Source organism: Streptomyces sp. NBC_01267 (assembly GCF_036241575.1).
GTDB lineage: Bacteria > Actinomycetota > Actinomycetes > Streptomycetales > Streptomycetaceae > Streptomyces.
The window spans coordinates 663,775-677,018 of sequence record NZ_CP108455.1; the positions used below are offsets into that span (position 1 = coordinate 663,775).

The following is a 13,244-nucleotide window of genomic DNA, read 5'->3' on the forward strand; positions in this document are numbered from 1 at the left end:
GGGGATCAGCTCTGCGTGCTGCGGCGCTTGCGCGCGGCGAACATGATGCCGCCACCGGCGACGATCACCACAGCAGCCGCGCCCGCGATGAGCGGCGTGGAGCTGGAGGAACCGGTCTCGGCCAGGTCGGTCGGCTTACTCGCGCTCGGCGAGGGCACCGGCACCGCAGCCGACTCACTGGGGCTGGCGCTGGGGGTCACCGACTCGCTCGGAGTGGGGGCCGGCTTGCTCGGGGTGTCCGACGGGGTCGGGGTGACGGGCGGCTTCGGCGTGTCGCACACCGGCGCCGTCTTCGTCTCGTCCAGCGAGAACTGCTGGCTGTCGCCGGCCTTCACGACGAGGTGCACAGAGAGCTTCTCGGTGTGCTCGGCGAGCGGCAGCGTCTTGCTGAACGACGAGCCGAACTCCTGCGTGGGGAGAATGTCCTTCCCGTCCACGCTGACGGTCACCGTGTTGGTGACCTTGGCGTTGTACGCCTTCAGGTCGACAGTGACCTCGGAGCACGAGACAGACCACGCCGGAGCATGCGCCTGCGCCGGGACAGCACACAGACCGACGCCGATCACACTGGTTGCCGCGGCTATGAAGGCCCCCCGGCGCCGCCACGATCTCTTGGATACGGTCACAAAAATCCTCCACACTTGCGGCACCGCCCGTTTGGCGGTGCGCGCGCAGGGTATCGCCCCGACACCCGCAGGTACATCGGCGCCCCACCCTTCACTCCGGTCTCCAACGCGCCCGCTCACCCGTCGGTTTGACGCCCCCTCCGCGCACGCCCGGGGGCCGCCCCCCGGGCCATGTCCCGCCGGTGAATTCGCGTCCTCGCCCCGGGGCCCGGCAGATGACACCTACAGGTCGACACGGACGTCCCATTTCAAGTCCTGAACACACGACCATGACACAACACCCTTTTCGTTTTGGTCCGTTCAGACATGAATTCAGCTTTCCGGTGGGTGGTACAGACCAAGGCCTTGACAGCAAGTTGGTTCACTTCTTAAATCTCGAAGTGAAGTACGGCGCACCCCCCACCCCGGTCGTCGCACATGGGCGACCCCGCTGCGCATGTCTGTCATACCTGTGTCAAACATGCCCGTTCAGTGCACGGCATCCGTGCACCGGAAGGGAGAGTCATGGACTCCCCACGACTGGCACGGCGACTTCTTGTCGCCACCGCCTCAGCCCTGCTCCTCGCCCCGGTCCTCACCGCCACGGCGAGCGCGGACCAGACACCCGCGGCGAAGGCCGCCACGACGACGTTCTCCGACACCTTCGACGGGCCCGCGGGCTCCGCGGTCGACTCCGGAAAGTGGCAGATCGAGACCGGCGACAACGTCGACAACCACGAGCGCGAGTACTACACACCCGGCAGCGACAACGCCGCCCTCGACGGGCAGGGCCATCTCGTCATCACGGCCCGCAAGGAGAACCCGCACAACTACCAGTGCTGGTACGGAACATGTGAGTACACCTCGGCCCGGCTGAACACCTCGGGCAAGTTCTCGTCCACGTACGGACATGTCGAGGCCCGGATGAAGATCCCGAAGGGACAGGGCATGTGGCCCGCGTTCTGGATGCTCGGGAGCGACATCGGGCAGGTCGGCTGGCCCAACTGCGGTGAGATCGACGTCATGGAGAACGTCGGCTTCGAGCCGTCGACCGTGCACGGCACCATCCACGGCCCCGGCTACTCCGGATCGAACGGCATCGGCGCCCCCTACACGCTCCCCGGCGGGCAGGTGTTCTCCAACGACTTCCACACCTTCGCCGTCGACTGGGCCCCCGATTCCATCACCTGGTCCGTGGACGGCAACGTCTACCAGAAACGCACACCGGCCGATGTCAGTGGCAAGCAGTGGGTGTTCAACAAGCCCTTCTACCTGATCCTCAACCTCGCGGTCGGCGGATACTGGCCGGGCGACCCCGACGGCAGCACCGCCTTCCCGCAGCAGCTGGTCGTCGACGAGGTCAAGGTCACCACCGGCAACAGCGCACTGCCGACCGGGCAGGCCGCCAAGAAGGTTGCCCCGCACGGCGGTTGAACCGGCGCACCGGGCGGTACGGCAGTTCCGGGATCCCGCCGGGCGGGGCCGCGCGACCACGCGGCCCCGCCCGGCGGGCCGGCGTCATCCGTACGGCCGGACCCGGGCCGTCACCCGCACCGCTCATGTACGCCCGGTCCCGCCCACACCGGCGCTCCCGTTCTCGCACCAGTCGACGGCCTCCTCGCGGGACGGGAACCTCCGCCAGGGCGTCAGCGCCGCGCCGGCGGTCGCGCGCGGCTCGACCACGACGGCGACCCGGTGCCCTTCCTCCTCCAGCCGGGCGAGCGCGGTCGCCACCATCGTCGCGCCCGAGGTGTCCATGCTCGTGACGTCCAGCAGATCGAGGACCACCCAGCCACCGTCCTGCGGGGTGACGTCCGACAGACCGTGCAGGAGCCGTTCGGCGGCGGTGAAGTCCAGCGCTCCCTGCGCGGCCACCAGGCCCTGCCGCACGCCCCGGTCGGCTTCCGTGACGGTGGGGGCGCTGCGCGTCGGATGACGCATCATGTGGAGGCCGAACCGCTCGGACAGCTCCCGCAGCGCCGCGACACCGCGTACCGGGGTGCCGCTGGCGTCGAGCGGCGGGCTGTGCACCGCGACGCCGAACCGGGCGGGGCTCACCGCGATCAGGCCGCCGGACACCCCGCTCTTCGCGGGCAGCCCGACCCGCAGCAGCCATGCGCCGGAGGCGTCGTACATCCCGCACGACGCCATCACCGCGAGTACCTGGCAGGCCACCGTCTCGGACACCACCGTCTCTCCGGTCACCGGGTTGACACCGCCGTTGGCCAGGGTCGCCGCCATCACGGCGAGGTCTCCGGTGGTGACCCGTACCGCGCACTGCCGGAAGTAGGTGTCCACGACGGAGGGCGCGCCGGGCAGTGCGCCGGCGCTGCTCATCAGATAGGCCAGCGCGCGGTTGCGGTCGCCGGTCTCCGCCTCGGAGCGGTGGACGGCCTCGTCGACGTCGAGGCCGCGTCCCGCGAAGCGGCTCAGGCAGTCCAGGATGCGCTCGAACCGCTCCTCGCAGGTGGCACCCGGCACCAATGCCGTAGTGGCGATGGCCCCGGCGTTGATCATCGCGTTGTCCGGCCGTCCCGTGTCCGGCTCCAGGCTGATGGCGTTGTACCCCTCGCCGCTCGGTTCGGTGCCCACCCAGCGGGTCACTTCCTCCAGGCCGAACTCCGAGAGGACCAGCGCGTAGACGAACGGCTTGGACACCGACTGGACGGTGAACGGCATCTCCGCGTCGCCCGCCTGGTACCGGTGTCCGTCCATGCTCACCAGGGAGAGCCCGAAGGTGTCCGGGTCCGCCAGGGCCAGCTGCGGGATGTAGTCGGCGACCGCTCCGTCGTCCAGTGCGCCGAGCCGCTCGTACAGCTCCACCAGGGATTCGGTCACCACATCGAGCACGGGCCCGTCCGTCGCCATTCCTCATGCTAAGCACGGATCGGAGCGGGTCGCGTCCGGATGCAGCCGTGCGGCGGCTGATGGATTGTGAAGGAGGACAAGGACCAGAAAGGGAGTCATGGAAACCAACGCTCTGACGCCTGCGCTGTTGCAGACCCTGCGCAAGAAGCAGCCCCATCCGGTGGTGTCCGTGAGTATGCCCACCCACCGGCGCGAACCCGACAACGCCCAGGACTCGGTGCGTCTGCGCAATCTCATGACGGAGGCCGGGCGCCGGATCGACGCCGACGAATCCGTGTCGCGGCAGGTGCGCGTGGGGCTGAAGGCCCAGTTGGACCGGGCGCTCGCCGAAGTCGACCTGCGGTACTCCCTGGACGGTCTGGTGATCTTCGCCGGTACGGACGAGTACCAGATCTGGGTGCTGGAAAGGGCGGTGCCCGAGCGGGTGGTGGTGAGCGACAGCTATCTGACCAGGAACCTGGTCGCCGCCAGGGCGCAGGCCAGGCCCTACTGGGTGCTCGCCGTCGCGGCGACCCGCGCCACGCTCTGGCACGGGTCGGGCGAGACCGTGCGCGAGCACACCGGCAACACCTTCCCCGTCACCCCGGACGAACTGCAGAACGACCCTCAGCGCGAGGAGCGGGTGGGCGATGTGGCCAGTACGTTCCAGGACGAGGAGACCCGGCGGTTCCTGCGTGAGGTGGACACCGCGCTCGGCGCGATCCTCACCGCGGTGCCCCGGCCGCTCTACGTGGTGGGTCTGGCGCCCGCACTGAGCCTGCTGGAGGACGTGGGGACCGCCACCCGCAACGCCGCGGGCAAGGTGCTCACCGGCGGCATGGTGAACGGTCCGGCCTACGAACTCCACAAGGAACTCGAACCCAGCCTGGCGGAATTCCAGCGGCGGACCGCGGAAAGGACCGCTGACCGGCTCGACGCCGCACGCGGCAGGCGGACCTTCGCCGCGGGTCTCGACGAGGTGTGGGAGGCGGTACGGGAGGGGCGCGCCGCCTTCGTGGCCGTAGAGGAGGGCTTCCAGCAGACCGTCCGGGTGAAGGAGGGGCACCTCGCCCCCGCGGACCCGGCGGAACACGAGTCACAGGCACCCGACGACGGGATCGTCCGGGAGGACATCGTCGACGAACTCGTCGAACTGGCCCTGGACAGCGGCGCCGAAGTCGCTTTCGTCCCTGACGGCACACTCGCCGACCACCAGCACATCGCGGCCGAACTCCGTTACTGAGCAGCAGTTCCGGGCTACCGGCGCGGGCTGCCCGCCTGCTCGCGGTGCGCGAGGCCGCCGTCCGCGTCGGGAACGACGTGTACGGCGGCCTCCTCGGCCGAGGCGGCACCGCCGTCGATGCCGACGTCCTCCGCCAGCATGTCCTTCTCCGCTTCCTCGTGCGCCCCTTCGTCGGGGGCGACCAGACGGCCCGCACGGCCGGCGCCGACCTCGTCGTCCAGCGCCTCGCCGTCGCTGTCCGACGAGTCACCGATGCCGTCGCCGTGCGGAGCCCGCAGCATCGCCGGGTCGGGCAGCTCCTCCGCGAGACGCTCGTCCAGCGTCTCGCCCTCGTGCTGCTCCTCCGCCGTGGTACCCACGTGATCGACACCCAGTGGCCGCTCCGGCGGCGACCAGCCCTCGTCGTACGGGTCCGACGCGCGACCGGTCAGCGTGTCCTCACGGTCGAGGATGCCCGTGTCCTCGGTGACTTCGCTGCCGTCCGGCTGGTAGACGTCGTCCCCCCTGGCGTCATGTGCTCGCATCGCCACGGTGTCCTCCTTCGTACGGCTCGTGGTGCGCCTGCTCGCAGATCGAGGCGGGGACACCCCACACCTCCCAGTATGCCGAGCCCGCGCCACAGCCGCCCTCGGCGTGCACCGCACCCGATGTGTGGTACGGTGCCATCAGCACTTGTGTACGCCGCATTCTCGTACATCACATTCATGTACACCACGTTCCCAGCAGTCCGTGGTCGGCGCCGGTGCAGATTCTCCTCTCCCGCTGTTGCGCCTGTCTCTTCGTGAGCGGCGATCCAGCCTCCGAGTACCACACTTCCCTTCCCGGCCCCGGGCTCCTCCGCCCGGCACGGGGCGTGATCACACCGCCCCGCCAGGCCCCCTGTTCGCCATGTCCGCGAAAGGACCCCTCATGACCAGCACACTCGAACGCCCCCCTGTACCCCAGCACTTGGCCGTCCCGGCCGCCGGCGTTCTCGACCTCACCGACCGCAGGCACGGCCTGTTGCGCACCCAGCGGACAGCGGGCTCCCGCCCCTCCCCCGACGACGTACAGGTGTCCGCCGCGCAGATCCGCCAATTCGGCCTGCGTGCGGGCGACTTCGTCGAAGGAAGCTGCGAGCGTCCCGGTTCGCCCGCCCGCGTGGAGCGGGTCAACGGCCGGCCGCCCGAGGCCCTGCGCGGCCGGCCGCACTTCCGCGACCTGACCCCGCTCCATCCCCGGGAGCGGCTGCGTCTCGAAACCGCGGGCGGCAGCGCCACGACCCGCCTCGTCGATCTGATCACGCCGGTCGGCAAGGGGCAGCGCGGGCTGATCGTCGCGCCGCCCAGGACCGGCAAGACCGTGCTGCTCCAGCAGCTCGCCGCCGCCGTCGCGGCCAACCACCCCGAGTGCCATCTGATGGTGGTCCTGCTCGACGAACGCCCCGAGGAGGTCACCGACATGCGCCGCTCCGTACGGGGCGAGGTGCTCGCCTCGACCTTCGACCGGCCGCCGAAGGAGCACATCGCGCTCGCCGAACTCGCGGTGGAGCGGGCCAAGCGCCTGGTCGAGCAGGGCAAGGACGTCGTCATCCTGCTGGACTCCCTCACCCGGCTCTGCCGGGCGCACAACAACGCGGCCCCCGCCGGCGGCCGTACGCTCTCGGGCGGTGTCGATGCCTCCGCCGTACAGGGCCCCAAGCGCCTCTTCGGAGCGGCGCGTCTCGCCGAGGAGGGCGGCTCGCTCACCATCCTCGCGACCGCGCTGGTCGACACGGGATCGCGCGCCGACGACTACTTCTTCGAGGAGCTCAAGAGCACCGGCAACATGGAGCTCAAGCTGGACCGCGCACTGGCCGACAGCAGGATCTTCCCGGCCGTCGACATCTCCCCGTCCGGCACCCGGCGCGAGGAACTGCTCGTCCCCGACGCCGAGTTGACGGCGGTACGGGGGCTGCGCAGGGCGCTCCGGTCCAGGGACGGCCGGTCGGCGCTGGAGGCGCTGCTGGACAGGATCCGGAAGACGCCGGACAACGCGGCCTTCCTGCGGCAGATCCAGCAGACCGTCCCCGGCGCCTGACGGCCGCCCCGACGGGAGTACGGGCAGGGCCCGTTCGCCGTCAGCCCGCGAGCGCCGCCGAGACGACCGCCTTGGCCTCCTCCTGGACCCGGCCGAGATGGTCCGCCCCCAGGAATGACTCGCCGTAGATCTTGTACACGTCCTCGGTGCCGGAGGGACGGGCCGCGAACCAGGCGTTCTCGGTGGTCACCTTGATGCCGCCGATGGGCGCACCGTTGCCGGGTGCCTCGGTGAGTACAGCGGTCACCGGCTCCCCGGCGAGTGTGTCCGCGGTGATCTGTTCGGGCGAGAGCCTGGCCAGCACCGCCTTCTCCGCGCGTGTCGCGGGGGCGTCGATCCGGGCGTAGGCGGGCGCCCCGAAACGGTCGGTGAGCGCGGTGTAGTGCTCGGACGGGGTCTTCCCGGTGACCGCGAGGATCTCGGAGGCGAGCAGCGCCAGGATGATGCCGTCCTTGTCGGTGGTCCACACCGAGCCGTCCCGGCGCAGGAACGAGGCCCCTGCCGACTCCTCGCCACCGAAGCCCAGCGAGCCGTCGACCAGACCGTCCACGAACCACTTGAAACCGACCGGCACTTCGACCAGTTCACGTCCCAGGTCGGCGGCGACCCGGTCGATCATCCCCGACGACACCAGCGTCTTGCCGACGCCGGCGGCGGCAGGCCACTGTTCACGATGGGTGTAGAGGTAGGAAATGGCCGCGGCCAGATAGTGGTTGGGGTTCATCAGTCCGGCGTCCGGGGTGACGATGCCGTGCCGGTCGGCGTCGGCGTCGTTGCCGGTGGCGATCCCGTACTCGTGGCGCCGCTCGATCAGGGAGGCCATCGCCCAGGGCGACGAGCAGTCCATCCGGATCCTGCCGTCCCAGTCCAGCGTCATGAACCGCCAGGTGGGATCGGCCAGTGGGTTGACCACCGTCAGATCGATCCGGTGCTGCTCGGCGATCCGGCCCCAGTACGCGACCGAGGCACCGCCCAGCGGATCGGCGCCGATCCTGATCCCCGCGGCCCGTACCGCGTCCAGGTCGAGCACCGCGGGGAGGTCCGCCACGTAGCTGCCGAGGAAGTCGTACCGCCCGGTGGTGGGCGCGGCCAGCGCGCGGGTGTACGGGATCCGGTGCACGTCCTTGAGGCCGGCGGCGATGATCTCGTTGGCCCGGTCCTGGATCCAGCCGGTCGCGTCGGAGCCCGCCGGTCCGCCGCTGGGCGGGTTGTACTTGAACCCGCCGTCGCCGGGCGGGTTGTGCGAGGGCGTGACCACCACGCCGTCGGCGAGTGCCGAGGTGCGGCCACGGTTGTACGTGAGGATGGCGTGCGACACGGCCGGGGTCGGGGTGTACCCGTCGGCGGTGTCGATGAGCACCGTCACCCCGTTGGCGGCGAACACCTCGATGGCGGTCACCCGGGCGGGCTCGGAGAGCGCATGGGTGTCGGCGCCGAGGAAGAGCGGACCGTCGGTGCCCTGGCCGGCCCGGTACTCACAGATCGCCTGGCTGGTCGCGGCGATGTGGTCCTCGTTGAACGCGGTGGCGAAGGAGGAACCCCGGTGTCCCGACGTTCCGAACGCCACGCGTTGCGCCGGCTCGTCCGGGTCCGGGTGCAGCGCGTAGTACGCGGTCACCAGCCGGGCGACATCGGTGAGATCCTCCGGCCGCGCCTGCTGTCCCGCTCTTTCGTGCGGCATCTGCCCACTCCTCCACATCGGTCGTCGGTCTCAGTTTGTCAGCTCATCCTCCAGGCTCGCCGACGTGTTCGACGGGTGCCCCGCCGCTGGGGTGGCCCGACCGGTGCCGGGGCGTCGCACGCGCGCGACGTCGCGGCACCGGTCGGGCCGGTTGCCGGCTCAGTTCGGGGCGGGCCCCGGGTCGCGGCTCACGACACCGAGAGGTCGTCGCCGTAGACGGAACCCTGTCCGTACCAGCCGTGCAGATACACGGTGACCGAACCCGACGCGTCCGTGGTGAACGGGACCGACAGCTTCGACCAGCCGCTGGAGCTGGTCCAGGCACTGCCGGTCGCCCCGCCCCGTACGCCCAGGTAGGCGTAGTCGCCCTGGACCCAACCGCTCAGCGTGTAGGCCTTGTTGGGTGCGAGGGTGAGGGTCTGCGCGCACTCGCCGAGCTGGGAGGCGGAGGGGGCCGTCTTCACCGCGTGGGTGCCGCCGTGGGCCGGGGTGGCGACCACCGAGGCGCCGCTCTCACAGGTCCACGGTGACAGCGAACCGCTCTCGAAGTTGCCGTTCACCAGCGATCCGGTACTGCCGCCGGGCCCGGACACGGTCAGCGTGAAGGTGCTGGAGTGGCTGACCGAGCCCGCGGTGCCGGTGATCGTGATCGGGTACGTACCGGGTGCGGCCGTCGCCGAGGCACTGACCGTGAGCTTCGACGTGCCGCCCGCGGTGACCGATGCGGGGCTGAGCGCCGCCGTCACCCCGGCAGGTGCGCCGGTGGCCTTCAGCGTCACGGACTGCGCGGCGCCGGAGGTGACCGCGGTGCTCACGGTCGAGGTGGTCGTCCCGCCCGGGTCCACGGACGCCGAGCCGGGCGCCGCGGAGAGCGAGAAGTCGTCGGTCGCCGGAGCGCCGCCGCCGGTGAAGGGCTCGAAGGTGTGGCTGAAGTACCACGGGTCCTGCGCGATGCCCGAGCAGGTGTCCGAGCCGCCCGTGCCGGGACAGCCGCCGTTGTCACGCTGGAGCGCCCAGAAGGACAGGGTGTTGATCCCCTTGGACGTGGCCCAGTTGTAGACGGAGGTGGCGTCGGCCGTGGTGAAGGTCTCGGCGGCGCCGAAGTCGTCGATGCCCGGCATCTCGATGACGCCGATCATCCCCCAGAGCTGTGCCGCGGTCTTCGTCGGGTAGAGCGAGGCCAGCTGCCCCTCCAGTCCGGTGGTCGCGGTCTGGGTGTCGGTCGCCATGTTGTGCGAAGCGTTGTCGTAGTAGTCGAACGTCATGAGGTTGACGACATCGACCTTGGCGCCGTAGGTGTTCGCGCTCTTCAGGACGGCGAGTCCGCTGCTCGCGAGCCCGCTCGTGGTGGTGGGCAGGGTGTAGGAGATCTGGACCGTACGGCCGTTGGCGGCTGCCCAGTCCTGCACCTTCTTGATCGCCTGGTTACGGCGGTCGATGCCCGCCTTGTTGGTCAGCGAGTTGTCCTCGATGTCCATGTCCAGGCGGGACACGTCGTAGGTGGTGATGACCTTCTCGTACGCCGCGGCGATGGAATCCACATCGGTGCAGCTGTCGGCTATCTCGGTGCTGCCGTTGTCCGCCGCGTAGCCACCGAAGGACGGGATCACATCGCCGCCGCGCGACCGCATGGTGGTGATGTCCGAGCCGTACACCGAGGAGGAGACGGGCTGGCCGGTGTCGCCGTTCCAGTACGGGGTGCAGGAGCCGCGCGCCTCGGTCTGGAGGAAGGCCATGGTCAGGTACTTGGCGCCGGACTGCTGTGACAGGTCCGCGAGGCTGTCGCCGTTGTACGCCTCGAAGTACGGGGCGAAGACGTGGGCGGGCAGGGGGGCCGCGGCAGCGTGCGCCGCGCCGCCGCCCAGCACGACCATGCCCGCGGATGCCGCGGCGGTCGCCAGGGTGGTCAGCAGGGCGCGTGCAGATCTCTTACGTCTCATGGGGGCTCCCAGTAGGTGGGACAACGGACGGATCGGGCCCATGATTGGTCTGGACCATAAGCGCGTCAAGGGTCCAGGCCACTTCATTTCGGAGTGTTTGCCTTGCGACACCGTTCGCCACGCGCTCGATTGACGGTCCATCAGGTTCGAGGAAAGGCCCCGCTCGACCTCCCCCGCGTCACCATTCCCGGACCCGGGGTGCCCGGAGTATTGACAACCCTATTGGTCTGGACCACCTTTTAGCTCCAGCGGTGGCCACCGTCCGAGCAGCTCCACTTCCGACACCCGACCTCACCCCCGGAGGCCCCTCGTGGACCGTGCACCACTCGCCCGAAGATCCTGGCTCGGCGGCGCGCTGGCCGTCATCGCAGCCGCCGCCCTGTCGGTCGCCGGTCTGACCGGCACCGCGCAGGCCGCTGACATCGACGTCGCCAAGAACGGGGGTTTCGAGTCCGGCCTGTCCAACTGGACCTGTTCCGCAGGGAGCGGGGCCGTCGTTTCCTCGCCCGTGCACAGCGGGAGCGCGGCACTCCAGGCCACTCCGTCCGGGCAGGACACCGCGCAGTGCACGCAGACCGTGGCCGTGCAGCCCAATTCGACATACACACTGAGCAGTTGGGTGCAGGGCAGCTACGTCTACCTCGGCGCGAGCGGTACCGGTACCACCGACGTCTCCACCTGGACGCCCGGCGCGTCCTCGTGGAGCCAGCTGTCCACCAGCTTCAGGACCGGCGCGTCGACCACGTCCGTCACGGTCTACACCCACGGCTGGTACGGACAGCCGGCCTACTACGCGGACGACCTCACCGTGCTCGGTCCGGACGGCGGCGGGGGCGGCGATCCCACACCGACGGTCCCGGCCGCGCCCGGCGGGCTGCAGGTCGGGTCCGTCACCAAGTCCTCGGTGGATCTCTCCTGGAGCCCGTCGTCCGGTGCGACCGGCTACAACGTCTACCGGGACGGGTCCAAGATCCAGTCGTCGACCGGCGCCTCGGCCACGGTGTCCGGGCTGTCGGCCAGCACCTCGTACCAGTTCCAGGTCACGGCGACCAACTCCGCGGGCGAGTCCGCGAAGTCCGCGGCCGTCACCGGGCAGACCTCCGCGGACAGCGGCGGCGGGACCGGCGGGGGTTCCGTACCCAAGCACGCGGTGACGGGCTACTGGCAGAACTTCAACAACGGCGCGGCCGTCCAGAAGCTCAGCGACGTACCCGCGGACTACGACATCATCGCGGTCGCCTTCGCCGACGCGACCTCCACACCCGGCGCCGTCTCCTTCACCCTGGACTCGGCCGGACTCGGCGGCTACACCACCGACCAGTTCAAAGCCGACATCAAGGCAAAACAGGCCGCCGGTAAATCCGTCATCATCTCCATCGGCGGCCAGAACGGCACCATCTCGGTCTCCGACTCCACCTCGGCCACCAACTTCGCCAACTCCGTGTACACACTGATGCAGGAGTACGGATTCAACGGCGTCGACATCGACCTGGAGAACGGCGTCAACTCCACCTACATGTCACAGGCGCTGAAGTCCCTCTCGGCAAAGGCCGGCTCGGGCCTCGTCATCACCATGGCCCCGCAGACCATCGACATGCAGTCCACATCCAACGAGTACTTCAAGACCGCACTCAACATCAAGAACATCCTCACCGTCGTCAACATGCAGTACTACAACAGCGGTTCGATGCTCGGCTGCGACGGCAACGTCTACTCCCAGGGCACCGTGGACTTCCTCACCGCACTCGCCTGCATCCAGCTGCAAGGCGGCCTCGACCCCTCACAGGTCGGCCTGGGCGTACCCGCCTCCAGCAGCGCGGCAGGCAGCGGCTACGTGTCACCGAGCGTCGTCAACAACGCGCTGGACTGTCTCACCAAGGGAACGGGCTGCGGCTCGTTCAAGCCCTCGAAGACCTACCCGGGACTGCGTGGCGCCATGACCTGGTCGACCAACTGGGACGCCACATCGGGCAACGCCTGGTCACGTGCGGTCGGACCGCACGTCCACGCGCTGCCGTAGTTCCGTAGTTCCTGGTACGTCCTCCGCAGACGCGAAGCAGCGCCACCGCTCCCCCGGTGGCGCTGCTTCGGCCGGTCATTCCTTGCGCGCGACCACGAGCCGCCAGTTCGGGCTCCCGTCGGCGCGGCGGCCGAACTCCTCCAGCGGCAGCAGCCGTACGGAGAACCCCGCCCCGGTCAGGTCCTCCCGTACCCCGCCCAGCGGGAAGGTCCGGTAGTACATGACGAACGGTGGCCGCCACACGAGATTGCGTACGCGCATCACCGCGTCGAAGCCGAGCAGCGTCCAGTACAGCGGATCGCGGAGGGTCTGCGGTGCGCCGACGGGGAAGGCGAAGACCCCGCCGGGGCGCAGCGCGCGGTGCACCCCGGCGAAGAGGCCGGGCCGTTCGGCGGGCAGGAAGTGCCCGAACGCCCCGAAGCTCACCGCCAGGTCGAAGGCCTCGTCGAAGGGAAGGGCGCGGGCGTCGGCCCGTACCCACTCCGCGGAGGGCGGTGGTGCGCCCGCGTCGTTCTGCCGGGCCGCGGCCAGCATGCCGGCGCTGAAATCCACTCCGGTGATCCGCTCCGTACACAGCGGGCGCAGCACCCGCATCCCTGCCCCGGTGCCGCAGCAGACGTCGACACCCGCCGTGAACGGGCCGAGGGGCCGCAGGGTCCCGGTGACCGCGTCGAGGAGGCGGTCGGGGGTACGGAAGGGGGTCACGTCGAACTTCGGCGCCAGCAGGTCGTAGCCGTGCTCGATCGACGAGAGCGCCTGCACGGTCAGCTCACGAAAGGTGGGGCCCTTCGGCGCGAGCGGTCCCCGGTCACCGAAGAGCACTGCCTTGGCCTGCGCGAACATCCAGCTA

At 69.9% G+C, this 13,244-nt stretch carries 11 protein-coding genes; 4 read left to right on the forward strand and 7 right to left on the reverse strand.

What is annotated here, in order from left to right; all coding sequences use genetic code 11:
- Positions 1-5 precede the first annotated feature (5 nt).
- On the reverse strand, positions 6-626 hold the full coding sequence (locus OG709_RS03175; RefSeq protein ID WP_329164716.1) for an LAETG motif-containing sortase-dependent surface protein: 621 nt from the start codon (positions 624-626) through the stop codon (positions 6-8).
- Positions 627-1,130: 504 nt separating this feature from the next.
- On the opposite strand from OG709_RS03175, the gene OG709_RS03180 reads away from it, so the two are divergent.
- Complete coding sequence (locus OG709_RS03180) at positions 1,131-2,039, forward strand: glycoside hydrolase family 16 protein (protein ID WP_329164718.1); 909 nt, start codon at positions 1,131-1,133, stop codon at positions 2,037-2,039.
- 123 nt (positions 2,040-2,162) lie between these two features.
- On the opposite strand, the gene glsA is transcribed toward OG709_RS03180, so the two are convergent.
- Positions 2,163-3,473 carry a glutaminase A gene (gene glsA / locus OG709_RS03185; RefSeq protein WP_250300398.1) on the reverse strand — a complete coding sequence of 437 codons (1,311 nt, stop codon included), beginning with the start codon at positions 3,471-3,473 and terminating at the stop codon, positions 2,163-2,165.
- Between the two features lie 97 nt (positions 3,474-3,570).
- Here glsA and OG709_RS03190 point away from each other — a divergent pair, with 97 nt between their 5' ends.
- Positions 3,571-4,695, forward strand: coding sequence for a baeRF3 domain-containing protein (locus tag OG709_RS03190; protein WP_250300400.1), 1,125 nt, complete (start codon positions 3,571-3,573; stop codon positions 4,693-4,695).
- 14 nt (positions 4,696-4,709) lie between these two features.
- Here OG709_RS03190 and OG709_RS03195 read toward each other — a convergent pair whose 3' ends face one another.
- Both OG709_RS03195 and OG709_RS03200 read right to left on the reverse strand, forming a co-directional pair.
- Positions 4,710-5,219: a DUF5709 domain-containing protein gene (locus OG709_RS03195; protein WP_250300401.1), complete on the reverse strand. Its 510-nt coding sequence runs from the start codon at positions 5,217-5,219 to the stop codon at positions 4,710-4,712.
- Entirely contained in the window at positions 5,206-5,361 is a 156-nt protein-coding gene (locus OG709_RS03200) for a hypothetical protein (RefSeq protein ID WP_266644348.1), read from the reverse strand. Before OG709_RS03200 ends, OG709_RS03195 begins: the two co-directional genes overlap by 14 nt.
- Positions 5,362-5,604: 243 nt before the next feature.
- On the opposite strand from OG709_RS03200, the gene rho reads away from it, so the two are divergent.
- Positions 5,605-6,753, forward strand: coding sequence for a transcription termination factor Rho (rho, locus tag OG709_RS03205; RefSeq protein ID WP_250300405.1), 1,149 nt, complete (start codon positions 5,605-5,607; stop codon positions 6,751-6,753).
- Positions 6,754-6,793: 40 nt separating this feature from the next.
- Here rho and pgm read toward each other — a convergent pair whose 3' ends face one another.
- Both pgm and OG709_RS03215 read right to left on the reverse strand, forming a co-directional pair.
- On the reverse strand, positions 6,794-8,434 hold the full coding sequence (pgm, locus tag OG709_RS03210; protein ID WP_329164721.1) for a phosphoglucomutase (alpha-D-glucose-1,6-bisphosphate-dependent): 1,641 nt from the start codon (positions 8,432-8,434) through the stop codon (positions 6,794-6,796).
- A gap of 188 nt (positions 8,435-8,622) precedes the next feature.
- On the reverse strand, positions 8,623-10,374 hold the full coding sequence (locus OG709_RS03215; protein ID WP_329164723.1) for a glycosyl hydrolase family 18 protein: 1,752 nt from the start codon (positions 10,372-10,374) through the stop codon (positions 8,623-8,625).
- A 310-nt stretch (positions 10,375-10,684) separates the two neighbouring features.
- Here OG709_RS03215 and OG709_RS03220 point away from each other — a divergent pair, with 310 nt between their 5' ends.
- Complete coding sequence (locus OG709_RS03220; RefSeq protein ID WP_266644344.1) at positions 10,685-12,394, forward strand: chitinase; 1,710 nt, start codon at positions 10,685-10,687, stop codon at positions 12,392-12,394.
- Between the two features lie 75 nt (positions 12,395-12,469).
- On the opposite strand, the gene OG709_RS03225 is transcribed toward OG709_RS03220, so the two are convergent.
- Entirely contained in the window at positions 12,470-13,237 is a 768-nt protein-coding gene (locus OG709_RS03225) for a class I SAM-dependent methyltransferase (protein ID WP_250300438.1), read from the reverse strand.
- Between the last annotated feature and the right edge of the window lie 7 nt (positions 13,238-13,244).